Consider the following 24154-nt stretch of genomic DNA (forward strand, 5'->3'; position numbering starts at 1 on the left):
GAAGTTCAAGTACGAGAACGCCCAGAAGGCCCGTGAAGCCCGCCGGAACCAGACGAACGTGATCATCAAGGAGATGAAGCTTCGTCCCAAGATCGACCAGCACGACTACGAGACCAAGAAGGGTCACGTCGTGCGGTTCCTGAAGGCCGGCGACAAGGTCAAGATCACCATCATGTTCCGCGGCCGCGAGCAGCACCGCCCCGAGCTGGGCTTCCGGCTGCTGCAGCGGTTGGCCGAGGACGTGACGGACCTGGGCTTCGTCGAGTCGGCACCCAAGCAGGACGGCCGGAACATGATCATGGTGCTCGGGCCGCACAAGAAGAAGGCCGAGGCCAAGGTGGAGATGCAGGCCGCCAAGGCCGAGCGCGCCGCCGCCCGGGCCGCCGACGAGGCCGAGGAGCGTGCCGAGCGCACCGCCGCCAACGCCGGGCACGCGGTGGCGCAGAAGAAGGAGCGCCGCCGGAGCGAGAACCTGGATCCGGAGATCGACGCCTGAGCCTCCCTCGGGCCCCGATCACCCGCCCACAGAGTTTGGGGACCACGTCCCACGAGCACGCGTGTGCCGCCACCGCGGCCGCACGGCGTACGAAGAAGGAAGAGGAACGATGCCGAAGAACAAGACGCACTCGGGCGCGAGCAAGCGGTTCAAGCTGAGCGGCACCGGGAAGCTGCGTCGGATGCAGACGGGCCGGAAGTCCGGCGCCGCGTTCGCCTCCGCCCCGACCACCGGTAGCCGCAAGAAGCACCGTCAGAAGAGCGGGATGGTGGACGTCGCCCCCGCCGACGTCAAGGCCGCCAAGAAGCTGCTCGGTCGCTGAACCGCCCGAACGACACCCCGCTCATCAACAAGGAGTAAGAACGATGGCACGCGTCAAGCGGGCAGTGAACGCCCACAAGAAGCGCCGGACCACCCTCGAGCGCGCCAGCGGCTACCGCGGCCAGCGCTCGCGCCTGTACCGCAAGGCCAAGGAGCAGGTCACCCACTCGCTCGTCTACAGCTACCGCGACCGCAAGGCTCGCAAGGGCGACTTCCGCAAGCTGTGGATCCAGCGCATCAACGCCGCCGCCCGGGCCAACGGGATGACCTACAACCGGTTTATCCAGGGCCTGAACCTCGCCGGCGTCGAGGTCGACCGCAAGATCCTGGCCGACCTGGCCGTCAACGACGGTCCGGCCTTCGCCGCGCTCGTCGAGACCGCCAAGGCCGCGCTGCCCGAGGACGTCAACGCACCCAAGGCCTCCTGAGGCCGAGCGTGAACGCCCCCGTGACCACGGGCACCGTGCTCACCAGCAGGAGCGGTCGCGTCAAGGAAGCCGGCAAGCTCAGCCGCCGTTCGGTCCGAACCGAACGGCGGCTGTTCCTCGCCGACGGGCCGAAGGCGGTCGAGGGTGCCCTGGAGCGCGGCGTGGTCGTCGAGCTGTTCGCCACGGCCGCCGCGGCCGAGCGGTACGCCGCGCTGCCCGGGGGCGCGCCGCGCACGTCGTACGTCGACGACCGGGCGCTGGCCTCTCTCAGCGACAGCGTGACCCCCGCCGGGATCGTCGCGGTCTGCTCGTTCCTCGACGTGCCCACGGAGCAGGCGGTCGACACCGGGCCTGCTCCGGGACTGGTCACGATCGCGGCAGACGTCCGCGACCCCGGCAACGCCGGCACGCTGATCCGCACCACGGACGCCCTCGGCGGCCACGCGGTGGTGCTCGCGGGACGGTCCGTTGACCTCTACAACCCCAAGACCGTGCGCGCCAGCGTCGGCAGCCTGTTCCACCTGCCGGTGGCCCTCGAGCTCGACCCGTCCGTGGCGGTCGAGCGCGCTCGGGCCGCCGGGCTGACAGTGCTCGCCGCCGACGGCGACGGTGAGCTGACCCTCGACGACGCGGAGGCTCTGCTCGCGGGAGCGACCGCGTGGTTGTTCGGCAACGAGGCCTGGGGGTTGCCCGTAGAGCTCGCCGCCCTCGCCGACCACCGCGTGCGGATCCCGATCACCGGGCGCGCCGAGAGCCTCAACCTGTCGACCGCGGCCGCGATCTGCCTGCACGAGACCGCCCGCGCGCGCCGTCACCCACGAGCCTGATCAACCCGGGACCGGGGCCTCCTCGCGGGAGACCTGGGCGTGGTGGTGCTCGTGCCCGAGCGCCCGCAAGAGCCCGAACACCTGGCCGTAGACCACGGATCCCGTGACCATCTGCTCGAGCTGCTGTGACCGCTCGGCCGAGTGGTCGACCAGCGCGATCTCGGCGCGCGCGAGCTGGTCGGCGACCTGGGCGTAGAACGTGAGTACCTCGATGCCCGCGCCGAGCGGGCCCGGCCCGTTCAGCAGCGACACCAGGGAGGCCAGGCGCTGCCGGTCCACCGACTCCTGCCGCACGTCGTCCCAGCCCATGGCCGCGAGCACCGCGTCGACGATCGCCAGCGACTCCGGCCGCTGCTGCGCAGGCTCCGGCTGGGCGGTGATCACGTCGGCCACCACCGTCATCGTGTCGTGGACCGGCAGGTCCGGGTCGTCCAGCGCCTGGACCACCTCGCGCAGGCTGGTCACCGGGACCCCGCCCACCTCACGCAGCAGCCGCAACACGCGCAGCCGGCGCAGGTGCGACTCGTCGTACTCCGCCCTCCGCGGTCCGGTCGTCGTGCCGGCAGGGAGCAGTCCCTCGCGCAGGTAGTACTTGACCGTGGCCAGCGGGACATCGGCACGCTCTGCCAGTTCCGACACGAGCATCTGATGACTCTTTCCAAAGCAAATTTTCCAAGAATCTTCGAAATCAGTTGTCATCCGTGGATACCGACACTATCTTACTACGTGTTCGTGGTTCCCGAGACGCGGACACACGGACGGGCCCCGCGGGGGAGGGGCTGTCCACCCACGTTGTCGGTGCGGCCCCACCGGGGGGAGGGGCCGCCCACAGCACGTCTGCTGCCCGGAACGGCCTCGCGCGCGTAGGCTTCCGCGCGTGGCTTCCGCCCAGGACCCTGCCCGCGACCGCGCCCGTGAGCCTGCCGATGAGCCTGCCAACGAGCCCGCGCACGAGGCTGTCCGCGGCGGGTCGGAGGACGTCACCGCGCATATGGTCGTCGACGCGCGGCAGGCCGTCGACGCGTTGCCCGACGGGGTCGTGATCGCCGACGAGGAAGGCATCGTCCGCCTGGTCAACGACCGCGCCGTGTCCCTGCTGGGCACCACCCGCGAGAGGGCCGAGGGCCGTCCGCTGGCCGAGGTCGTGACCGTCACCAACCAGGAAGGCGCGACCTGGGTCGCCTGCACCCGTCCGTACGACGGGCTGGTCACACGCACCGGCGTGCCCGAGCAGTCGTGGGTGCTCCCGTCCGGGGAGGAGGTGCTGGTCACCGCGCGCATCCACCGCGGGCCGGGGCACGGTCCGGTCACCGACGTCGCGGTCTCCCTCCGGTCCGGTCGTGCGCGGGCGAGACTCGACCGCGACCGGTCCGATCTGGTAGCCACAGTGGCCCACGAGCTGCGCTCGCCGCTGACCGGTGTCAAGGGCTTCGTCCAGGCGCTGCTCAACCGGTGGGACCGGCTCAACGACGAGCAGAAGAAGCTCATGCTCACCACGGTCCACGCCGACTCCGACCGGCTGAGCCGGCTGATCACCGAGCTGCTCGACGTCGCCCGTCTCGACACGGGCCGGCTGTCCATGCACCAGCGACCGTGCGACGTAGCCCTGCTGATCGGGCGGGTGATCGAGAGCGTGCGCGCCGGGGCGCCGCACCGAATCGAGTTCTCCGCGCCCGAGGACCTGCCGGACGTGTGGGCCGACCCGGACAAGTTCACCCAGGTCCTCACCAACCTGATCGAGAACGCGATCCGGCACGGCTCCGACCCGGTCACCGTGACCGCGTCGAAGGAGGGCGAGCTCGTCGTGGTCCAGGTCGACGACAGCGGCGACGGCATCCCACCCGAGATCCGGCAGCGCGCGTTCACGAAGTTCTGGACCACCGGTCAGCGGGGCGGGTCCGGCCTCGGCCTGTACCTGGTCAACGGCCTGGTCCGCGCCCACGGCGGCACGACGACCATCGACGACGCACCCGACGGCGGCGCCCGGATCACCACCACGTGGCCGGTCTTCATCCCTGGGCTCTCCGGCTGATGCGGCGACGTCCCGGTGACGAAACCCCGTCGCCGATCGCGGACCGGCGTTCCTAGAATCGTCTTGTCAGTCCAGCGTGAAAGGCACACATGTCGGGCCCGAACAGCGACTACGACCCGGTCGAGGTCACCCCGCTCCAGGCGGACCAGGTGGCCACGATGCGTGACGACGCCTTGGCCGCGATCGCGGCCGCGTCCGACCTGGTGGCTCTCAAGCAGGTGCGGCTCGAACACGCCGGCGACCGCTCGCCGTTGGCCCTCGCCAACCGTGAGATCGGGGCGCTGCCGCCGCAGGCGCGCAAGGAGGCCGGACAGCGCGTCGGGCAGGCGCGCGGTGCGGTCACGCAGGCGCTGGTCGAACGGACGGCGGTGCTGGAGCACGAGGCAGAGGAACGGATGCTCGTCGAGGAGACGGTCGACGTCACCCTGCCCGCCGACCGGAGGCCCCGAGGTGCTCGCCATCCCCTGACGTTGATGAGCGAGTACATCGCCGACCTGTTCGTCGCCATGGGCTGGGAGGTCGCCGAAGGCCCGGTCCTCGAGGCCGAGTGGCTGAACTTCGACGCGCTCAACCTGGGTCCGGACCATCCGGCGCGCACCATGCAGGACACGTTCTGGACCGAGCCGGCCGACGACCACCTCGTGCTGCGCACCCACACCTCACCGGTGCAGGCGCGGACGATGCTCGAGCGCACCCCGCCGATCTACGTCATCTGCCCCGGCCGGGTGTTCCGCACCGACCCGTTCGACGCGACGCACTCGCCGATGTTCCACCAGGTCGAGGGCCTGGTCGTCGACGAGGGCATCACCATGGCCCACCTGAAGGGCAGCCTCGACCACTTCGCCCAGCAGATGTTCGGCGAGGGGATCGTCACGCGCTTCCGACCGTCGTACTTCCCGTTCACCGAGCCGTCCGCCGAGGTCGACATGGTCTGCTTCGTCTGCCGCGGCGAGGCGGGCGCCGTCGTGGACTGCCGCACCTGCAGGGGCGAGGGCTGGATCGAGTGGGGAGGCTGCGGCGTGGTCAACCCACCGGTGCTGGCGGCCTGTGGCATCGACTCCGAGCGCTACCGCGGCTTCGCGTTCGGCATGGGCATCGACCGGTCGTTCATGTTCCGCAGCGGTGCGGAGGACCTGCGCGCCCTCTTCGAGGGCGACGTGCGATTCGCCTCGGCGTTCGGCACCGACTGGTGACCGGCGCCTAGCCTCCGCCCTCCGACCCGCACCTGAATGCAAGGATCACGCTCATGCGCGCGCCCGTCTCCTGGATCCGCGAGTACGCCGACCTCCCGGCCGACCTGTCCACCGAGGAGCTGGCCCGGAAGCTGACCGCGCTCGGGCTCAAGCTCGAGTCGCTCGAGCGGCCCGGTGCCGACATCACCGGCCCGCTGGTGATCGGGCGGGTGCTCACCGTCGACGCGGAGCCGCAGAAGAACGGCAAGACCATCAACTGGTGCTCTGTCGACGTGGGGGATGCGAACGGGACCGGGGAGCCTCAGGGCATCGTCTGTGGCGCGCACAACTTCGCCGCCGGCGACCTGGTCGTGGTGGTGCTGCCCGGCGGGGTGCTGCCCGGGGGCTTCGAGATCTCCGCGCGGAAGACCTACGGCCACGTCTCGGCCGGGATGATCTGCTCGGCCCGCGAGCTCGGCATCGGCGAGGACCACGCGGGGATCATCGTCCTGCCCCCCGACGCCGGTGAGCCGGGCGACGACGCGCGTCCGGTGCTGGGCTTCGGCGAGGAGGTCATCGAGTTCGAGATCAACCCCGACCGCGCCTACGCGATGTCGCTACGCGGGGTCGCGCGCGAGGCGGCGCTGGGGTTCGACACTGCGTACACCGACCCCTGCCTGCGCGAGACGCCGCCCGCGAACGACGACGGCTTCACCGTTCGCGTCGACGACCCGACGGGGTGTCCGGTCTTCGTCGCACGCACCGTGACCGGTTTCGACCCGTCGGCGCCGTCGCCGGAATGGCTCCGCACGAGGGTCCGGCTCGCCGGGATGCGCCCGATCTCGCTGGCGGTCGACGTCACCAACTACGTGATGCTCGAGACGGGCCGGCCGATCCACGGGTACGACGGCGACAAGCTCCAGGGGTCGATCGTCGTCCGCCGGGCAGCCGCGGGGGAGCGGCTCACGACCCTGGACGGGGTCGACCGGGAGCTTGCGGCCGAGGACCTGGTGGTCTGCGACGACTCCGGCGCGATCGGGCTGGGCGGTGTCATGGGCGGCGAGACGACGGAGATGTCCGACGCGACCACCACGGTCGTGATCGAGGCCGCGCACTGGGATCCGGTCTCGATGTTCCGTACGGGCAAGCGGCACCGGATCACCTCCGAGGCCGGCAAGCGCAACGAGCGCGGGGTCGACCCGACGATCTGCGAGGTGGCTGCCGAGCGCGTGGCCGAGCTGCTCACGACGTACGGCGGCGGCACGGTCTCGCCCGGCGTGACCGTGGTCGGCACACCTCCGGCGCCGACCTCCATCGCACTCCCGGTCGCGCTGTCGGCCCAGGTGGCCGGTCTGCCCATCCCGGCCGCGGAGGTCGTCGCGAACCTGCGTGCGATCGGCGCCGAGATCACCGGGGAGCTGACCCTCTCCGTCGTGCCACCGCCGTGGCGGCCCGACCTGAGGGACCCCTACGACCTGGTCGAGGAGGTCGTGCGGATCGTCGGGTACGACCAGGTCCCGTCGGTGGTGCCGGTGCCTCCGGTGGGCCGCGGGCTCACCCGGGAGCAGCGGCTGCGACGACGGATTGGCCGGACCCTGGCCGGGCTCGGCTGCGTCGAGGTGGTCAGCTTCCCGTTCGTCGGCGACGGCACGTTCGACGCCCTCGGGCTGCCCGAGGACGACGTGCTGCGCCACGGCGTACGCCTGTCCAACCCGCTCTCCTCCGAGAAGCCGCTCTACACGACGACGCTGCTGCCCGGCGTGCTTGACGCAGCCGCGCGGAACCTCGGGCGCGGCGCCACCGGGGTCGCGCTGTTCGAGACGGGCACGGTGGCGTTCCCCACGAACCGCGGCCCGGCCCCGGTGTACGGCGTGGAGTGGCGGCCGACCGAGGCCGAGCTCGACAAGCTGTTCGACGCGATCCCCGCGCAGCCGCTGTTCCTGGCGGCGGTGCTGACCGGGGAACGCGAACGTGACGGCTGGTGGGGTGACGGACGCCCGGCGGACTGGTCCGACGCGACCGAGATCGTGCGTGGGCTCGCCGCCGAGCTGGGCGTCGACGTCGAGCTCCGGCAGGCGAGCCGGATGCCTTGGCACCCGAGCCGGTGCGCGCTGGTCTGTATCGACGACGAGGAGATCGGTCACGCCGGTGAGCTCCACCCCCGGGTGTGCGCGGCCTACGGGCTGCCCCGTGGCACGGCCGTCCTCGAGATCGACCTGGACGCCCTGATGGCCCGGACCGTCGAGATCCCGCCCGCGCCCGTCGTCTCGCACCAGCCACTGGCCAAGGAGGACGTCGCGCTGGTCGTCGACGAGTCGATCCACGCCTCCGATGTGGAGCAGGCACTCCGCGCCGGCGCCGGCGACCTGCTCGAGAGCATCCGGCTCTTCGACGTGTTCACCGGCCCGCAGATCGGCGACGGCAAGAAGTCCCTCGCCTTCCGCCTTCGGTTCCGGGCGCCCGACCGCACCCTGACCGAGGCCGAGACCGGGGCCGCCCGGGACGCCGCCGTCGCAGCCGCCGCCGCCGCGCTCGGCGCCGTACAACGCTGACGCCCCGCCGGCCGAGCTTGCGAGGACAGCGATCAGGGCGGCAGATCGAGGAGGGCCCGGCTCACACCGTGCGGGGCACGGGGTGAGCGACCCGTCTCGGGATCTGACGATCTGTGTCACCAGGGCACACGGTGCGAGGTGCGGGTAGGTTTCCAGTCCGTGACCGATCTCGCCGCCCTCACCATGCCCGCCCCCGACGCCGGCACCGAGGCCTGGTCGGCCTGGCTGACCACCCGCACCACCGACGAGATGCAGCGGGCCCGCGACCTCGTGGCGGCGGTGAAGCAGGAGCGCCCCCGTCGCGCGGCCGACCTGCTCGATCGCTGGAACGAGATCGCCCTCGCGCTCGGCAACGCGTTCGCCGCGAGTGGGTTGATCCAGCAGGTGCATCCCGACCAGGCGATCCGCGACCAGGCTGAACGGGCACAGATGGAGGCGTCGGAGCTCCAGACGGACCTGTCCCTCGACCGTGAGCTCTACGACCTGATGGTGGTGGACGACGCCGAGGCCCGGGTCTCCGGTCTCGACGACGACGCGGAGCGGGTCCGGAACTTCGCGCTTCGTGACTTCCGTCGGTCCGGCGTCGACCGGGAGCCGGAGGTCCGCGACCGCATCCGCGCGATCAACCAGCGCCTGACCGAGCTCAGCCAGGCGTTCCAACGCAACATTCGCGACGACGAGACGACGGTCAAGGTCCGGCCCGAGCAGCTCGACGGGCTCCCACAGGACTGGATCGAGGCGCACCCGGTCGGTGACGACGGGCTCGTGGAGCTCACGTTGGACTATCCCGACGTCTTTCCGATGATCCAGTTCGCAACCGACCGCGACGCCCGGGTCGCCGTGCACACGGGGTTCGCCAACCGCGCCTGGCCGGCCAACGACGAGGTCCTGGCCGAGCTGTTCGCACTGCGTCGAGAGCTGTCCACCATGCTCGGGTACGACGGGTGGCCGAGCTACGACGCCGAGGTCAAGATGATCGAGACCGGCGACGCGATCGGCTCGTTCGTCGACAAGATCAGCAAGGCGGCCGAGGCGTCCGCCCTGCGCGACCGCGACAAGCTCCTGGCACGCATCCGCCAGGACCGGCCGGAGGCCGAGACCCTCGACGCCGGTGACTCCAACCACTACCTCGAGGTGCTCCGTCGGGAGGAGCACGACGTGGACGCCCAGGAGGTACGCCGGTACTTCTCGTTCGACCGCGTCCGCCAGGGACTGCTCGACGTCACCGGCCGGCTGTTCGGCTTGACCTACACCCCGGTGGCCGTGCCCACCTGGCACGAGGACGTCTCGTCGTACGACGTTGTCCTCGACGACCGCCTGCTCGGCCGCATCCACCTCGACCTGCACCCGCGCCCGAACAAGTTCAACCACGCTGCCCAGTTCACGCTGACCGACGGGGTCACCGGGCGTCAGCTGCCCGAGGGCGTCCTGGTCTGCAACTTCCCGCGCGGGCTGATGGAGCACCACGACGTGGTCACCCTCTTCCACGAGTTCGGGCACCTGATCCACCACGTGCTGGGTGGGGACCAGCGGTGGGCCAGGTTCGCCGGCGTCGCCACCGAGTGGGACTTCGTCGAAGCGCCCTCCCAGCTGCTCGAGGAGTGGGCCTGGGATGCCGGCGTCCTGCAGACCTTCGCCGTCGACGAGGACGGCCGGGCGATCCCCGAGGACCTGGTCGCCCGGATGCGCGACGCCGACGACTTCGCCAAGGGCCTCCAGGCCCGGTCGCAGATGTTCTACGCCGCGCTGTCCTACCGGTGCCACCGCGACGCGCCGGCCGATGGCGACGCACTGTCCGCACTCTCGCGGTCGCTGCAGGCGGAGTACTCCATGATCACGCCGCTGGACACCCACTTCCACGCGAGCTTCGGGCACCTCGACGGCTATTCCAGCGCGTACTACACCTACATGTGGTCACTGGTGATCGCCAAGGACCTCTTCTCGGCGTTCGACCGCGACGACCTGTTCGACCCCGAGGTGGCCAACCGCTATCGCGAGCGCATCCTGTCCCAAGGCGGGCGCAAGGACGCCGCCGACCTGGTCGAGGACTTCCTGGGCAGGCCGTTCGGGTTCGAGTCGTTCGCCGACTGGTTATCTGCTTGAGGTCCGCGCGGGCGCTCACCGGGTCTCGGGACGCGTCGCGCAGGCTCGGTCTCCGCGCGCTCAGTTGATCGGTTGGTGGATGACCGCGCGGAACCGGTCGATGATCTCGAGGCTGCCCGCCAGGTGGGTCTCGGCGCCGTCGGCCCGTCGCCAGATGCGGGCGTTCACGGCCTCGGCGGTGCCGGAGATGACGGCGTCGGGCTCGACCCCCGGATCCGCGACGACGTGGATGTCGTCCTCGTCGTGGGTGATCCCCTCGGGGTCGGTGCCGTGGAAGTGGCCGAGCTGCACCCAGACCCGGTCGCCGGTGTCGGTGAGGTCGACCCGGACGTAGTGGGGGAGCGGTGAGAACTCGCCCCACGACGGGCAGCCGCCGTACATCACGTCGAGCACCTCGTCGACACCGTCGGCCGCCAGGTCGGGCGGGAACGGCGTCACGGTGCCGGCCGCCAGCTCGGCGTCGCGCCGGTGGATCAGCGCCTCGTGGGCCTGTCGGCGGTAGACGAAGCCCACGGTGTGGTCCTGCGACCAGGTCCACGCCTCGTCGGTGGGCTCGGCCGCCCCCAGCGCCTCGACCAGCGCGGCGTACTGCCGGTCGTAGAACGCCAGCAGCCCGGCATGGTCGCCGGGCCGCTCGGGTTCGTCGTACTCGTCGGGTCCCTTCGGGCGGTTGGTCACCACCCACGTCCAGAAGTGCTGCACCTCTCCGAGGTGCCAGAGCAGGTCGTCGGCGTGCCAGTCGGGACAGGACGGGACCGGCGCCGTCGGCTCGCACTCGGCGAGTACGTCGCGGAAACGCTGCGACTCGTCGTGGATGTGCTGGAGGTACGTCGGGTGGTCCAGTCGCGCCATGTGCCGAACCTAGTCGGCTCCGCCGACATCCGCATCCGTCGAGGACGGTGGTCGCTCGAGCCCGGCCTCGAACGCCAGCACGACTGCCTGGACGCGGTCACGCACCTCCAGCTTGGCGAGCATGTTGGCCACGTGTGACTTGACCGTCGTCGGGCTCAGGACGAGTTCGTCGGCGATCTCGGCGTTGGACAGACCCCGGGCGACGAGTCGCCACACGTCGGTCTCTCGGGACGTGAGACGCGCTAGCCCGGGGATCGGGAGCGCCACGACGAGCCGGCTCCGCGTCGAGGAAGCGGCCGATGAGCCGACGCGTGATGGACGGCGCCACCATGCCCTCCCCTCCCGCAACCACGCGCACGGCGTGAACGAGCTGGTCGCGTGGCATGTCCTTGAGCACGAACCATGGCACCGGCGCGGAGCGCGTCGTAGACGTAGGAGTCGAGATCGAACGTCGTGAGGACGAGGACCCTCGAGTTCCCGCCCCTGGTGATCCTGGTCGTTGCGGAGATCCCGTCCATGACCGGCATCGGCACGTCCATGAGGACCACGTCGGGACGCAGCCTCCGGGCGAGGTCGCAGGCCTGGAGCCCGTCCTCGGCCTCGCCGACTACCTCGAGGTCGGGGTCGTTGTCGACGATCGTGCGCAGGCCGACGCGGACCAGTGCCGGGAGTCGAATAGCATGAGCATGCTTTGTGTCGTATGATCATGCATCATGAATTCGATCAGGGCCGCGGTCGCGGGTGCGAGTGGGTACGCCGGCGGCGAGCTCCTGCGCCTCCTCCTGGCGCATCCGCTCGTCCAGGTCGGCGCCGTGACCGCGGGCGGCAACGCCGGTGAGCGGCTCGGCGCCCTCCAGCCGCACCTCACGCCGCTGGCCGACCGGGTGCTGGCCGAGACCTCGGCCGCGACCCTGGCGGACCATGACGTCGTCTTCCTGGCCCTGCCGCACGGCCAGTCGGCCTCGATCGCGGCGTCCCTCTCCAGCGGCACGCTCGTCGTCGACTGCGGCGCGGACTTCCGGCTCCAGGACCCGGCGCAATGGGATGCCTTCTACGGCGGTGACCACGCCGGCACCTGGCCGTACGGGCTCCCCGAGCTGCCCGGCGGACGCGACGAACTGCGTGGCGCGCGCCGGATCGCCGTGCCCGGGTGTTACCCGACGGTCTCGAGCCTCGCCCTGGCCCCCGCGGTGGCCGCCGGGCTGGTCGTGCCGGACGTGGTGGTGGTCGCGGCCTCCGGCACCAGCGGGGCCGGGAAGGCGACCAAGCCGCACCTGATCGGCAGCGAGGTGATGGGCAACGCCTCGGCCTACGGCGTCGGAGGCGGCCACCGGCACACGCCCGAGATCGTGCAGAACCTGTCCGGGCTCACCGACCGGCCGGTGACCGTCAGCTTCACCCCGATGCTCGTCCCCATGCCGCGCGGGATCCTGGCAACCGCTTCCGCACCCCTCGCTCCGGGGGCGACCGCCACCGAGGTCCGCGAGGCCTACCTCAAGGCGTACGACGCCGAGCCGTTCGTGCACGTGCTGCCCGAGGGGCAGTGGCCGCAGACCAAGGCCGTCCACGGCAGCAACGCCTGTCACCTCCAGGTCACCGTCGACGACCACGCCGGCCGCCTCGTCGCCGTGGGCGCGATCGACAACCTGACCAAGGGCACCGCGGGGGGCGCGATCCAGTCGATGAACCTCGCCCTCGGCCTCGAGGAGACCCTCGGCCTGACCGCTGTGGGGGTCGCACCGTGAGCGTCACCCATCCGCGGGGCTTCCGCGCCTCCGGGGTCGCGGCCGGACTCAAGTCGACCGGCGCCCAGGACGTCGCGCTGGTGGTCAACGACGGCCCGACGCACACCGCGGCCAGCGTCTTCACCGCGAACCGCTGCCGGGCCAATCCGGTCCTCTGGAGCAAGGAGGTCACCAAGGACGGCATCGTCCGCGCGGTCGTCCTCAACTCCGGCGGCGCCAACTGCTACACCGGCCCCGACGGCTTCCGGACCACGCACGCGGTCGCCGAGCGGGTGGCCGAACACCTCGGCATCGGCGCCATCGACGTCGTGGTCTGCTCCACGGGGTTGATCGGGCTCGCCAACGACCGCGACCAGGTGCTCGCCGGCGTCGACGCGGCGTACGACGCGCTGGGCTCCGCCGGCGGGCCGGACGCCGCCCGGGCGATCATGACCACCGACACCGTGGCCAAGCAGGTCGTCGTCGACGGGCCGGGCTGGTCGGTCGGCGGGATGGCCAAGGGCGCAGGCATGCTGGCGCCCCAGCTCGCCACCATGCTCGTCGTGCTGACCACCGATGCCGTGGCGAGTGCCGACGACCTCGGCTCCGCGCTCCGCGCCGCGACCCGGGTCAGCTTCGACCGGCTCGACTCCGACGGGTGCATGTCGACCAACGACACCGTGACCGTGATGGCCAGCGGCGCCAGCGGGATCACACCGAGCCTGCCCGACCTCACCGACGCCCTGACGAAGGCGTGCAGCGACCTCGCGATGCAGCTGCTGGCCGACGCCGAGGGCGCCGAGCACGAGATCGCGATCACGGTGCTGAACGCCGCGTCGGAGGACGACGCGGTGGAGGTGGGTAGATCGGTCGCGCGGAGCAACCTGTTCAAGGCCGCGGTCTTCGGCAACGACCCGAACTGGGGAAGGGTCCTCGCGAGCATCGGCACCACGCGGGCGGCGTTCGACCCGGCCGATCTCGACGTCGCCATGAACGGCGTCTGGGTCTGCCGGCAGTCCACACCCGCGGCCGACCCCGCCTTGGTCGACCTCAAGCCGCGCGAGGTCACCGTCACCGTCGACCTCAAGTCCGGCGACGCCCGCGCCACGGTGTGGACCAACGACCTCACCCACGCCTACGTCCACGAGAACTCGGCGTACTCGTCATGACGACCCAACAGATCCCACCGATCATGACCGTAGGCCCCGACCCGGCGAAGGCGGCGACCCTCGCCGGCGCGCTGCCGTGGCTGAAGTGCTACCACGACAGGGTCGTGGTGGTGAAGTACGGCGGCAACGCGATGACCGACGACACCCTGAAGCGCGCCTTCGCCGAGGACGTGGCCTTCCTGCGCTTCGCCGGCTTCAAGCCGGTCGTCGTGCACGGCGGCGGCCCGCAGATCTCGGCGATGCTGGAGCGGCTCGGCATCGAGTCGGAGTTCCGTGGCGGGCTCCGGGTGACGACTCCGCCCGCTATGGACGTGGTCCGGATGGTCCTGGTCGGTCAGGTCCAGCGCGAGCTGGTCGGACTGGTCAACGAGCACGGCCCCCTCGCAGTCGGGCTGTCCGGGGAGGACGCCGGTCTGTTCACGGCACGACGTACCAACACCGTGGTCGACGGCGAGGAGGTGGACCTCGGCCTGGTCGGCGAGGTCGCCGAGGTGCGGCCCGAGGCGGTGCTCGACCTGGTCGAGGCCGGGCGCATCCCGGTCATCTCGAGCGTCGCGCCCGACAAGGACGGCGTCGTGCACAACGTGAACGCCGACACGGCCGCCGCCGCCCTGGCGGTCGCCCTGGGCGCCGAGAAGCTCCTCGTGCTCACCGACGTCGAGGGCCTCTACCGCGACTGGCCGGCCAGTGACGACGTGATCGGCGAGATCAGCCCCGAGGCGCTCGCCGAGCTGATGCCGACCCTGGCGGCGGGCATGGTGCCGAAGATGGGCGCCTGCCTGCAGGCCGTGCAGGGCGGCGTACCGCGGGCCACGGTGGTCGACGGTCGCGAACCGCACGCGGTACTGCTGGAGCTGTTCACCGACGAGGGCGTCGGCACCCAGGTGCTGCCAGGCGTCGCGACCAAGACCAGGAAGGCTCGCGCATGAGCGCCCGGGACAGGTACTCCGCCTCGTTGATGAACACCTTCGGTCCGCCGCAGCTCGTGCTCACCCGCGGCAAGGGCGCGCGGGTCTGGGACGAGGACGGCAACGAGTACGTCGACCTCCTCGGCGGCATCGCCGTGAACGCCCTCGGCCACGCCCACCCGGCGGTCGTCGAGGCGGTCACCCGCCAGCTCTCGACACTCGGCCACGTCTCGAACTTCTTCGCCACGGATCCACAGATCACCCTGGCCGAGCGCCTCCTCGACCTGATCGCCCCCCGACGGGTCGGGGAGGCCGCTCACCAGGGGTCCGGCCGCGGCGGCTTCCGGGGAAAGGTGTTCCTCGCGAACTCCGGCACAGAGGCGAACGAGGCGGCGCTGAAGCTGACCCGCCTCACCGGTCGCACCCATCTGGTCGCCGCGGAGGGCTCCTTCCACGGCCGGACGATGGGCGCACTCGCCCTCACCTCGAAGGCGGCGTACCGGGAGCCGTTCGAGCCGCTGCCCGGCGACGTCACGTTCGTGCCGTACGGCGACCCGGAGGCGCTGCGGGAAGCGGTCACCGACCGGACGGCTGCGGTGGTGCTGGAGCCGATCCAGGGCGAGGCCGGCGTGGTCGAGGCCCCCATGGGATACCTCGAGACCGCCCGCACGGTCACCCGCGATCACGGCGCACTGCTCTGGCTCGACGAGGTGCAGACCGGGATCGGCCGGACGGGTGCCTGGCTCGCCGCCGCCGGCGACCCGGACGTCGCACCCGACGTCGTCACCCTCGCCAAGGGTCTCGGGGGCGGGCTCCCGATCGGTGCGTGCGTCGGCCTGGGCGCCGCTGGTGACCTGCTCCAGCCCGGCCACCACGGCACGACGTTCGGAGGCAACCCGGTCGCGTGCGCGGCCGCGCTGGCGGTGCTCGACACCATCGACGACGACGGCCTGCTGGAGCACGCCGGTGTCCTCGGCGAGCGGATCCGGGCCGGGGTCGCCGACGATCCCAGGGTGACGTCCGTGCGTGGACGGGGCCTCCTGATCGGGATCGATGTCGCCGTCGACGCACCGCGCGTGGTCAGTGCGGCCCGTACCGGTGGTTTCATCGTGAACGCCACCGGACCGCACACCCTGAGACTGGCCCCACCCCTCGTCCTCGGCGACGATGAGGTCGAGCAGTTCCTGGCCGCCTGGCCCGGGATGCTCGACCGCGCAGCCGACGAGCAGGGAGCCACCGCATGACCCGACACTTCCTCCGCGACGACGACCTGAGTCCCGCGGAGCAGCACGAGGTGCTGAGCCTGGCCGCGTCGCTCAAGCAGGCGCCGTACGACTCCCACAGCCTCGCCGGCCCGCGCACGGTCGCGACCATCTACGACAAGCCGACCCTGCGGACGCAGGCCTCGTTCGCGGCCGGCATCGCCGAGCTCGGCGGCCACCCGATGATGGTCGACGGATCCCTGGCGGGCATCGGCAAGCGCGAGTCGGTGGCCGACGTCGCCCGGGTGCTCGGGCGGCAGGCGGCGCTGATCGTCTGGCGCACGTACGCCCAGAGCGCCCTCGACGAGATGGCCGAGCACGCCGGCGTACCCGTGATCAACGCGCTGACCGACGAGTTCCACCCGTGCCAGCTCCTCGCCGACCTGCTGACGATCCGGGAGCGCAAGGGCGAGCTCACCGGGCTGACCGTGGCGTTCGTCGGCGACGGCGCCTGCAACATGGGCAACTCCTGGCTGCTGGCCGGTGCGACCGCCGGGCTGCACGTGCGGATCGCGGCACCGGAGGGGCACCAGCCCGAGGAGCAGTACGTCGCCCGGGCGCGGGAGATCGGCGACCGGACCGGTGCCACGGTCGACGTGATGACCGACCCGAAGGCTGCGGTCGACGGGGCCGACGTCGTCGTCACCGACACGTGGGTGTCGATGGGCAAGGAGGAGGAGGCCGCCGAACGGCTGGCGGCGTTCTCGGACTACACCGTGACCGCGGACCTGATGGGCCTGGCCGCCCCGGAGGCGATCGTGCTCCACTGCCTCCCGGCCTACCGCGGCAAGGAGATCGACTCCGACGTCCTCGATGGGCCGCAGAGCGTCGTCTGGGACGAGGCGGAGAACCGCCGGCACGTCCAGAAGGCCATCATCACCTGGCTCCTGGGCGACACCGACACGGGTGAGGTCCCGTTGTGACCCAGGCAGCACGGCGGCCGACGACGAAGAACTCCCGGCACCAGCTGATCGTGGAGCTTCTCGCGGGCCACGAGGTGCGGTCCCAACCCGAGCTCCTCGAGCTGCTGATGGGCCGCGGTGTGCAGGTGACCCAGGCAACGCTGTCGCGAGACCTGGTGGAGCTCGACGCGGTCCGGGTGCGCGCGCAGTCCGGGTCGCTCGTGTACGCCGTACCGGCCGAGGGTGGCGACCGTCGTCCGGCCGCGCCGGGGGAGACGGCCGCGGCCGCGCACCGGCTGGGCCGGCTGCTGGCCGACCTGCTGGTCAGCGCCGACGCCAGCGCCAACCTGGTCGTGCTGCGCACGCCCCCCGGCGCGGCGCAGTTCCTGGCCTCGGCCATGGACAAGGTGGAGTACGCCGACGTCCTCGGCACCATCGCCGGCGACGACACCGTGCTGGTGATGAGCCGCGACCCGAACGGCGGCGAGGAGATCGCGCGACGACTCCTGGCGCTGGCCCAGCAGCCGGCGCCCTGACCCGACGTTCTCGTTCCTCCGACACCGAAAGACATCTCGTTGAGCAAGGTCCTCACCTCCCTGCCGGTCGGCCAGCGGGTCGGCATCGCGTTCTCCGGAGGCCTCGACACCTCCGTCGCGGTCGCCTGGATGCGCGCCAAGGGCGCGATCCCGTGCACCTACACCGCCGACATCGGTCAGTACGACGAGCCCGACATCGACAGCGTCCCGGGGCGCGCCCTCCAGTACGGCGCGGAGATCGCCCGCGCCGTCGACTGCAAGGGACCGCTGGTCGAGGAAGGCCTGGCAGCGCTCGCCTGCGGCGCTTTCCACGTGCGGTCGGGGGGCCGCGCCTACTTCAACACCACCCCGCTCGGGCGCGCGGTCACCGGCACCATGCTGGTCCGGGCGATGCACGACGACGGCGTCGACATCTGGGGCGACGGCTCGACGTTCAAGGGCAACGACATCGAGCGGTTCTACCGCTACGGGCTCCTCGCCAACCCCGACCTGCGCATCTACAAGCCGTGGCTGGACTCGGCCTTCGTCGCGGAGCTCGGCGGCCGGCACGAGATGAGCCAGTGGCTGACCGCCCATGGGCTGCCCTACCGCGACAGCGCGGAGAAGGCGTACTCCACCGACGCCAACATCTGGGGCGCCACCCACGAGGCGAAGACCCTGGAGCACCTCGACGTCTCCCTGGAGACCGTCGAGCCGATCATGGGCGTGTCGTTCTGGGACCCGTCCGTCGCCATCGAGCCGGAGGACGTGACGATCCGCTTCGCCGCGGGCCGTCCGGTTGCGGTGAACGGCACGACGTACGACGGGGTCGACGGGCCGGTGCGGCTCGTCCGGGCGGTCAACGAGATCGGAGGCCGGCACGGCCTCGGGATGTGCGACCAGATCGAGAACCGCGTCATCGAGGCGAAGTCGCGCGGCATCTACGAGGCCCCGGGCATGGCGTTGCTCTTCATCGCCTACGAGCGGCTGCTGAACGCCATCCACAACGAGGACACGCTCGCCAACTACCACGCCGAGGGGCGCCGTCTCGGGCGGCTGCTCTACGAGGGTCGCTGGCTCGACCCGCAGGCCCTGATGCTGCGCGAGTCACTGCAGCGCTGGGTCGGCTCGGTGGTCACCGGCGAGGTGACGGTGCGGCTGCGGCGCGGCGAGGACTACACGATCCTGCGGACCGACGGTCCCAGCTTCAGCTACCACCCGGACAAGCTCTCGATGGAGCGCGTCGAGAACGCCGCCTTCGGACCCCACGACCGGATCGGCCAGCTCACCCTGCGCAACCTCGACATCGCCGACTCCCGCTCGAAGCTGGAGCTGTACGCCGGCCAGCCGCTCGACCAGGGCACGGTCCTCGTCGAGCACGGCATCCTCCTCGGCGCCCTCCCGGCCGGCGGGGGCCAGCGGATCGCCGCCAACCCCGCCCTCGAGGGCCGCGACGACGACGAAGCCCTCGACCACGCCGCCATGGAGTCCGGCACCGACTGACCGCCGAGGTGGGACGAGTCCGCCGCCGGGGTGGGACTTGTGCCTCGCCGAGATGGGGGACTCCGGGCGTGGTTCGGCCCCCGGACGCCGACCCGGCAGAAGCAGAGACCGACTGATAGGAAGACCACGTGCCCGAGCCGACCGGAACGACCAACGAGGGCAAGCTCTGGGGCGCCCGCTTCGTCAGTGGTCCGTCGCCCGAGCTCGAGGCCCTGTCGCGCTCCACCCACTTCGACTGGCGGCTGGCCCCCTACGACCTCACCGGTTCGGCCGCTCACGCCAACGCCCTGCGGCGCGCCGGTCTCCTCACTGATGACGACCACCACGCGTTGCTCGACGGCCTGGCCACGCTCCAGCGGGAGTACGACGCCGGGACCCTGCAGCCGGGCCCGTCGGATGAGGACGTCCACGGCGCGCTGGAGCGTCTCCTCATCGAACGCGTCGGACCGGAGGTCGGCGGTCGCTTGCGAGCCGGGCGCAGCCGCAACGACCAGGTGGCCACGTTGTTCAAGGCCTACCTCCGTGACCGAGCCCGTGAGATCGGCGCCCTGGTCCTCGACCTGGTCGACGCCCTCGCCGCCCAGGCGCGCGCCCACCCCGCCGTACCGATGCCGGGTCGCACGCATCTCCAGCACGCCCAACCGGTGCTGCTGTCCCACCACCTCCTCGCCCACGCATGGTCACTGGTCCGCGACGTCGAACGGCTGCGCGACTGGGACGCCCGGGTGGCCGGCGACTCGCCGTACGGGTCCGGTGCCCTGGCCGGCTCCAGCCTGGCGCTCGATCCACAGGCCGTCGCCCGCGAGCTCGGCTTCACCGAGTCCAGCGCCAACTCGATCGACGGTACGGCGTCGCGCGACTTCGTGGCCGAGTTCGCCTTCGTCGCGGCGATGACCGGCATCGACCTGAGCCGGATCGCGGAGGAGATCGTCATCTGGACGACCGCCGAGTTCGGTTTCGCCCGCCTCGATGACGGCTACTCGACCGGGTCGAGCATCATGCCGCAGAAGAAGAACCCGGACATCGCCGAGCTGACGCGCGGCAAGTCGGGGCGCCTGATCGGCAACCTGACCGGTCTGCTGGCGACGCTGAAGGGCCTGCCGCTCGCGTACAACCGGGATCTGCAGGAGGACAAGGAGCCGGTCTTCGACTCTGTCGACACCCTGGCCGTCGTGCTTCCCGCGGTGACCGGGATGGTCGCGACCCTGACCTTCGACGAGACCCGTCTCGCCGTGCTCGCTCCCCAGGGCTTCTCCCTGGCGACCGACGTCGCCGAATGGCTCGTGCGCCAGGGGGTCCCGTTCCGCGAGGCGCACGAGATCGCCGGCGCCGCCGTGCGCCGCTGCGAGGAGCTCGGCTGCGACCTGCCCGACCTGGACGACCAGCAGCTGCTCGAGGTGTCGGCGTACCTCACCCCAGGAGTCCGCCAGGTGCTCAGCGTCGAGGGCTCGATCGCCTCCCGGGACGGCCGCGGCGGAACCGCACCGGAGCGAGTGCGTGACCAGCTGGCCGAGCTCGACGCCCGCGTCGAGGACGCACGTGCCGCACTCGGCTGAGCTCCGGGCGCTGCTCGAGCGACCGGTCCTCGAGGTGGCGCCGCGGCTGCTCGGCGCGACACTCCGGCACGGAGCCGTCGCCTGCCGCATCACCGAGGTCGAGGCCTACGACGGGATCAACGACCCGGGGTCCCACGCCTATCGTGGCCGCACCCCGCGCAAAGCCGTCATGTTCGGCCCACCCGGCCATCTCTACGTGTACTTCACCTACGGCATGTCAAGTCACTCGAAGCGTACCTCGGAAGTCCGGGCGGCTCGACGCGGCGTGTCGTCGGTCCGATGAGGGGAGCGCCTCGGTACCTTCGCACCAGATGATGGGACGCGACACGTAGTGTCGCTTCATCGGCGCGCCTCCGGCGGTTCGAGGCGTTGACGTGCTTTCCTATCAGAGACTGCGCGACATGGTGTCGTCTCCCCCACAGTTGACGGTGAGGGAGTGCGCGCGATGAAGGCCTTGGAGGTCATTCTCGGGAAGGTCGAGGACGACGTTGCGAAGGTGCTGGAGAAGAACCCGCCAGTCGAGGACGTGGATCCTGATGACCTCGACGCGGATGGACTGCCGGACGCCCAGAATGAGTCCTGGTTCCGCATCGACGAGCTGGTAGTCGTTTTTGCTGATCTTCAGAACTCGACCCAGCTCGGCACGGGGAAGCACGCCGCGAGCACGGCTGCTATCTACCGTGCGGCGACCGGAAACGCGGTCCAGGTCATGCACGAGTTCGAGGCGAACTTCATACAGATCCAAGGGGATGGCGCCTTCGGGTTGTTTTGGGGTCGCAGGGCGCTCGAGCGGGCCATGTGTGCCGGTATCACGGTCAAGACGTTCAGCGAGAAAGCCCTCGTGCCCAAGTTGAAGTCACGTTGGGACGGCGATCCTGATACCGGCTTCAAGGTCGGGATGGGGAGCGGACGGGTCTTGGTCAAGAACGTGGGGACGCCGCGCAACGAGAACGAGCAGGAGCCCATCTGGGCAGGCAAGCCGGTCAACTACGCCGCGAAGGCGGCGCAGCAGGCGACTCGCCACCAGTTGATCGTGACCGGATCGGTGTGGGATGCGATCAAGAACAACGACTATCTGACGGTGTCTTGTGGACACGGGACCAGCGGGGGCTCAGGGCCGAGCGGGTTGTGGGAGGACGTCGAGATCACGAAGCTGACCCACGACACGGACGAGGCGAAAGGCCGACTTCTCAAGACGTGCTGGTGTGACTCTTGCGGCCCCGGTTTTGCCGCCGCCATCCTTCGCGGTGAAACGGACCGCGACGACGCAGGCCCGGTGCGGGCCGCAGCTACTGCCTTCTCGAGTCGGCTTTTCGAGGAGGCGGCTCGGCGGCGGGAGGAGCGGACGTTGGCTCGAAAGAGGGGGCTGAGTGTCCGCAAGCGATAAGGCCCCCACGCAAGTGGAACTTCCAGGTGAACCTGATCCAGATCCTGCATGGCGCGGCCTTCTCTTAGTCAACGACTGGATCCGGCATGGCGATGCGAAGATCGGTGTCACGTTGGCTCTGTCTGGTGCCGCGGGCGCCATCCTCTTCAACCTGGTCAAGGGGACCAAGGATCCTGACGTGTTCCTCAAGATCGCCGGCGTTGCCACAGCCTTGGTTCTTACGTACACGGCCTTCTGCGCCGTGGTCGGCTTGATCCCGCAAACGAGGATCCGGGGCAAGCGCGAGAGCGAGGCCTTCACTAGCCTCTTGTTCTACGCGCACATAGCCCAAGGCTGGAAGGGCCAGCCCAAGGAGTTCTCGTATGCCCTAGCGAGGCTAACCACGGACAAGCAGAAGCTCACGCTGGAACTCGGCGAGCAGATGTGGGCTAACGCGAAGGTCGCCCACCGCAAGTTCACTTGGGCTGATCGTGCGGTCAAGGGGCTTGCCATCTCACTGCTGCTGCTAGCCATCACGAGTATTGCCCGACTGGGGTCCTGAAAGTCTCCGCGGAAGCGCGTGCGGCAGGGATGGGGAAGCGCCGGCTCCACAGGCCCCCGGGGGAGGGACCCCCGCCACCGGGACCCGTTGCCCGGTCGTGGATAGCAGCCGGGGTCGGGCTTCAGTTTCAGGAGGACGTCTGAGAGCCAGTCAGTCCCGCCATCAGTCCATGGGCACTTCTTGTGACGGCACCGTGACCCCTAACCCAACGTCAGTGATCGCTGGATCATCGGGCCTTGACTGAGTCGAGCCACTTTTGGGGAACTTCGCTGGTCCTGGCCACGTGCACCACGACATCGGCCCGCAGGTCAGAGCCCTTGACGATCGCCCTGGCGACCGGGACCCGGCCGCAGCTCGCGACGTAGGTGACCAAGTCGTGGATCTGTTGGCTGGTTGCCTTGCTCATCGTCCCAACAGGTTCACCGTCCAGGCGCACCTCGATCACGCGGACGGGGTCGCCCGAGCGCCTCGGTTCTTCCGTGACGTGCAGGGTGGCCGCGACGTGTCGCGGATCGGAGCCGAGCGCGAAGTTGCGAAGTGCGTCCATGTGGTGCTCCTCGCCGGTGATCTGCACTGCCCGTCCCCATGGAAGGACGGTGTACGGGGTGTCCGGGAGGTCGTTGTACGGCACGACGCCATGTGTCTCGGGAAGTCGCACCGACACGCTCCCTCGGAGCCCCTTGGTCTGGTTGCCGGTGCGCTCGTCCCAGTCATAGCTGTGACCGATCCACACGCGAGCGGGGACTTCCAAGTAGGTCCCGCGGTCGAGACCGTCGAGACAGGGGGCGTACTGGGCAGCGGCATCGCGGGGCAGGTGACCCACGAGATGCCGACCGTCGATCCACACCGCCACGGCGTTGGAGTCGAAAGGGTTGTCGGGGTCACACACGATCGCCGCACAAGCGTCTGGCAACTCGACCCCGTAGTCCGGCACGGTTCGATGGCCGTACTCGGCCGCCAAGGCCTTGAACGCTGCCTCGTGGAAGGACTCACCAACGATGTTCTGATGCACGAGCCGTTCGGACCAAGGTGGGATGGGCCGGCCGTGGGGCTTCCCGTCCGGTGAGCCTTCGACCTGTGTCGGCTCCCCAATCGGAGAGTCGGCAGTCGTGGCGGAAGGGGGCGCGTCCGCGAAGTGTTGGGTCCATGTGGTGCCGTCCCACCAGCGCAGCCTCCCGGAACCCCCGGTGTCCGGGTACCAGCCTGCGGACGGTGTAGCGGGACTTCGGGACGCCTGTGAGGACTTCTCGCGGTTGAACCAGCCCATAGCGGCAGGCTAAGACGGCTCGACCAAGCTCGTCATCAGAATCCGAGTTCGACTCGGCTGATGGGTCCTGCTCGCTGGCACGCTCTTCGCCCGGTCGGGCCATGAGCGGACCACGGTTGGGTGGCGGCTTGGCAGCCGCATGGGTCGTCATCTCGCTCGCTATCGGGGTGACCATGGCGATCTGGGTCGACGTGCTGCGCGACAACCTCTGAGGGTCCCGCTCATCGGCAGAGCGACATGACCGCAGCGTGGTCAGCGGCATGAGCGGCCGATTCGCCTGGTCAGGATGGGTTGGCCTTCAGCCACAGGAACATGAGGTTGACCAGGAGTAGGGCGACTATGAAGGCGACAAGGAACGCCAGGATCATCCGACCGGTGCACTTCTCCCATCGATCCATAACCCAGAGTCTTCACCGTGCGACCGTGCTGCACATGAGTACGCGGCACCAGACTTGTCCCTCGGTACCAACGGGACATGTCCGCGGCATGAGCGGTCACGCTATGCCGTCATGTCAGCGGCATGAGCGGTCGTTCCGATTAGGTCACAGCGCTGGCGGGGTGCTCATTACTCCCTCCACACTGCCGATATGTGGGTCCGATACCTTGCCGTGGCGCTGGGCATCACACTTGTCGCTGG

Annotated in this window: 21 protein-coding genes and 3 pseudogenes; 19 read left to right on the forward strand and 5 right to left on the reverse strand. The window is 70.3% G+C overall.

Annotated elements, in window-relative coordinates:
- The 4 genes from infC to VGK78_RS12495 form a co-directional block, all read left to right on the forward strand.
- Positions 1 to 496, forward strand: a 496-nt coding sequence (infC, locus tag VGK78_RS12480; RefSeq protein ID WP_331527971.1) for a translation initiation factor IF-3, incomplete at its 5' end; no start/stop codon positions are given.
- Between the two features lie 109 nt (positions 497 to 605).
- Positions 606 to 818, forward strand: a complete 213-nt coding sequence (locus VGK78_RS12485; protein ID WP_331527972.1) for a large ribosomal subunit protein bL35 — start codon at positions 606 to 608, stop codon at positions 816 to 818.
- Positions 819 to 861: 43 nt separating this feature from the next.
- A complete protein-coding gene (gene rplT, locus VGK78_RS12490; protein ID WP_331527973.1) occupies positions 862 to 1245 on the forward strand; it encodes a 50S ribosomal protein L20 in 384 nt (127 codons plus the stop codon).
- Positions 1246 to 1265: 20 nt separating this feature from the next.
- Positions 1266 to 2072, forward strand: a complete 807-nt coding sequence (locus VGK78_RS12495) for a TrmH family RNA methyltransferase (RefSeq protein ID WP_331527974.1) — start codon at positions 1266 to 1268, stop codon at positions 2070 to 2072.
- On the opposite strand, the gene VGK78_RS12500 is transcribed toward VGK78_RS12495, so the two are convergent.
- Positions 2073 to 2717, reverse strand: coding sequence for a MerR family transcriptional regulator (locus VGK78_RS12500; protein WP_331527975.1), 645 nt, complete (start codon positions 2715 to 2717; stop codon positions 2073 to 2075).
- Positions 2718 to 2949: 232 nt separating this feature from the next.
- Here VGK78_RS12500 and VGK78_RS12505 point away from each other — a divergent pair, with 232 nt between their 5' ends.
- The 4 genes from VGK78_RS12505 to VGK78_RS12520 all read left to right on the forward strand — a co-directional run bounded on the left by VGK78_RS12505 (position 2950) and on the right by VGK78_RS12520 (position 9931).
- Positions 2950 to 4104 (forward strand): ATP-binding protein, encoded by a 1155-nt coding sequence (locus tag VGK78_RS12505; RefSeq protein WP_331527976.1) that lies wholly within the window; start codon positions 2950 to 2952, stop codon positions 4102 to 4104.
- An 89-nt stretch (positions 4105 to 4193) separates the two neighbouring features.
- The gene (gene pheS / locus VGK78_RS12510) at positions 4194 to 5297 is read left to right on the forward strand and encodes a phenylalanine--tRNA ligase subunit alpha (protein ID WP_331527977.1); all 1104 of its coding nucleotides are present in this window, start codon (positions 4194 to 4196) and stop codon (positions 5295 to 5297) included.
- 53 nt (positions 5298 to 5350) lie between these two features.
- Positions 5351 to 7828 carry a phenylalanine--tRNA ligase subunit beta gene (pheT, locus tag VGK78_RS12515; RefSeq protein ID WP_331527978.1) on the forward strand — a complete coding sequence of 826 codons (2478 nt, stop codon included), beginning with the start codon at positions 5351 to 5353 and terminating at the stop codon, positions 7826 to 7828.
- A gap of 159 nt (positions 7829 to 7987) precedes the next feature.
- Entirely contained in the window at positions 7988 to 9931 is a 1944-nt protein-coding gene (locus VGK78_RS12520) for a M3 family metallopeptidase (RefSeq protein ID WP_331527979.1), read from the forward strand.
- Positions 9932 to 9991: 60 nt separating this feature from the next.
- Here VGK78_RS12520 and VGK78_RS12525 read toward each other — a convergent pair whose 3' ends face one another.
- Together VGK78_RS12525 and VGK78_RS12530 are read right to left on the reverse strand one after the other, a co-directional pair.
- Complete coding sequence (locus VGK78_RS12525; protein ID WP_331527980.1) at positions 9992 to 10783, reverse strand: maleylpyruvate isomerase family mycothiol-dependent enzyme; 792 nt, start codon at positions 10781 to 10783, stop codon at positions 9992 to 9994.
- A 9-nt stretch (positions 10784 to 10792) separates the two neighbouring features.
- Positions 10793 to 11460 (reverse strand): annotated as a pseudogene (locus VGK78_RS12530) (response regulator).
- Between the two features lie 36 nt (positions 11461 to 11496).
- Here VGK78_RS12530 and argC point away from each other — a divergent pair.
- The 11 genes and pseudogenes from argC (at position 11497) to VGK78_RS12585 (ending at position 22250) form a co-directional block, all read left to right on the forward strand.
- Entirely contained in the window at positions 11497 to 12528 is a 1032-nt protein-coding gene (gene argC, locus VGK78_RS12535; RefSeq protein ID WP_331527981.1) for an N-acetyl-gamma-glutamyl-phosphate reductase, read from the forward strand.
- A complete protein-coding gene (argJ, locus tag VGK78_RS12540; RefSeq protein ID WP_331527982.1) occupies positions 12525 to 13676 on the forward strand; it encodes a bifunctional glutamate N-acetyltransferase/amino-acid acetyltransferase ArgJ in 1152 nt (383 codons plus the stop codon). Before argC ends, argJ begins: the two co-directional genes overlap by 4 nt.
- Entirely contained in the window at positions 13673 to 14605 is a 933-nt protein-coding gene (gene argB, locus VGK78_RS12545) for an acetylglutamate kinase (RefSeq protein ID WP_331527983.1), read from the forward strand. The genes argJ and argB overlap by 4 nt, the downstream gene beginning before the upstream one ends.
- Entirely contained in the window at positions 14602 to 15828 is a 1227-nt protein-coding gene (locus VGK78_RS12550; RefSeq protein WP_331527985.1) for an acetylornithine transaminase, read from the forward strand. The genes argB and VGK78_RS12550 overlap by 4 nt, the downstream gene beginning before the upstream one ends.
- Positions 15825 to 16769 (forward strand): ornithine carbamoyltransferase, encoded by a 945-nt coding sequence (argF, locus tag VGK78_RS12555; RefSeq protein WP_331527986.1) that lies wholly within the window; start codon positions 15825 to 15827, stop codon positions 16767 to 16769. The genes VGK78_RS12550 and argF overlap by 4 nt, the downstream gene beginning before the upstream one ends.
- Positions 16766 to 17284 carry an arginine repressor gene (locus tag VGK78_RS12560; protein WP_331527987.1) on the forward strand — a complete coding sequence of 173 codons (519 nt, stop codon included), beginning with the start codon at positions 16766 to 16768 and terminating at the stop codon, positions 17282 to 17284. Before argF ends, VGK78_RS12560 begins: the two co-directional genes overlap by 4 nt.
- Before the next feature lie 39 nt (positions 17285 to 17323).
- Positions 17324 to 18766: an argininosuccinate synthase gene (gene argG / locus VGK78_RS12565; protein ID WP_331527988.1), complete on the forward strand. Its 1443-nt coding sequence runs from the start codon at positions 17324 to 17326 to the stop codon at positions 18764 to 18766.
- 128 nt (positions 18767 to 18894) lie between these two features.
- Positions 18895 to 20322: an argininosuccinate lyase gene (argH, locus tag VGK78_RS12570; RefSeq protein WP_331527989.1), complete on the forward strand. Its 1428-nt coding sequence runs from the start codon at positions 18895 to 18897 to the stop codon at positions 20320 to 20322.
- Between the two features lie 10 nt (positions 20323 to 20332).
- A pseudogene (locus tag VGK78_RS12575) lies at positions 20333 to 20539 on the forward strand (DNA-3-methyladenine glycosylase); the annotation flags it as partial.
- A gap of 228 nt (positions 20540 to 20767) precedes the next feature.
- The gene (locus VGK78_RS12580) at positions 20768 to 21709 is read left to right on the forward strand and encodes a hypothetical protein (RefSeq protein ID WP_331527990.1); all 942 of its coding nucleotides are present in this window, start codon (positions 20768 to 20770) and stop codon (positions 21707 to 21709) included.
- Positions 21693 to 22250: a Pycsar system effector family protein gene (locus VGK78_RS12585; protein WP_331527991.1), complete on the forward strand. Its 558-nt coding sequence runs from the start codon at positions 21693 to 21695 to the stop codon at positions 22248 to 22250. Before VGK78_RS12580 ends, VGK78_RS12585 begins: the two co-directional genes overlap by 17 nt.
- Positions 22251 to 22476: 226 nt before the next feature.
- Here the strand turns inward: VGK78_RS12585 and VGK78_RS12590 are convergent, their stop codons facing one another.
- Together VGK78_RS12590 and VGK78_RS20370 are read right to left on the reverse strand one after the other, a co-directional pair.
- Positions 22477 to 23262: an HIRAN domain-containing protein gene (locus tag VGK78_RS12590; protein WP_331527992.1), complete on the reverse strand. Its 786-nt coding sequence runs from the start codon at positions 23260 to 23262 to the stop codon at positions 22477 to 22479.
- Positions 23263 to 23373: 111 nt separating this feature from the next.
- Positions 23374 to 23517: pseudogene (locus VGK78_RS20370) on the reverse strand (DUF2510 domain-containing protein); the annotation flags it as partial.
- Positions 23518 to 24154 lie beyond the last annotated feature (637 nt).

Source organism: Nocardioides sp. (genome assembly GCF_036503465.1).
In the GTDB taxonomy this organism is placed as follows: domain Bacteria; phylum Actinomycetota; class Actinomycetes; order Propionibacteriales; family Nocardioidaceae; genus Nocardioides.

What these genes read in the sequence shown, in the direction of transcription:
- VGK78_RS12485 (WP_331527972.1), top strand. Translation starts at nt 606, where the DNA reads ATGCCGAAGAACAAGACGCACTCGGGCGCGAGCAAGCGGTTCAAGCTG.
- rplT (WP_331527973.1), top strand. Translation starts at nt 862, where the DNA reads ATGGCACGCGTCAAGCGGGCAGTGAACGCCCACAAGAAGCGCCGGACC.
- VGK78_RS12500 (WP_331527975.1), bottom strand. Translation starts at nt 2,717, where the DNA reads ATGCTCGTGTCGGAACTGGCAGAGCGTGCCGATGTCCCGCTGGCCACG.
- pheS (WP_331527977.1), top strand. Translation starts at nt 4,194, where the DNA reads ATGTCGGGCCCGAACAGCGACTACGACCCGGTCGAGGTCACCCCGCTC.
- pheT (WP_331527978.1), top strand. Translation starts at nt 5,351, where the DNA reads ATGCGCGCGCCCGTCTCCTGGATCCGCGAGTACGCCGACCTCCCGGCC.
- VGK78_RS12525 (WP_331527980.1), bottom strand. Translation starts at nt 10,783, where the DNA reads ATGGCGCGACTGGACCACCCGACGTACCTCCAGCACATCCACGACGAG.
- argC (WP_331527981.1), top strand. Translation starts at nt 11,497, where the DNA reads ATGAATTCGATCAGGGCCGCGGTCGCGGGTGCGAGTGGGTACGCCGGC.
- argB (WP_331527983.1), top strand. Translation starts at nt 13,673, where the DNA reads ATGACGACCCAACAGATCCCACCGATCATGACCGTAGGCCCCGACCCG.
- VGK78_RS12550 (WP_331527985.1), top strand. Translation starts at nt 14,602, where the DNA reads ATGAGCGCCCGGGACAGGTACTCCGCCTCGTTGATGAACACCTTCGGT.
- argF (WP_331527986.1), top strand. Translation starts at nt 15,825, where the DNA reads ATGACCCGACACTTCCTCCGCGACGACGACCTGAGTCCCGCGGAGCAG.
- VGK78_RS12580 (WP_331527990.1), top strand. Translation starts at nt 20,768, where the DNA reads ATGAAGGCCTTGGAGGTCATTCTCGGGAAGGTCGAGGACGACGTTGCG.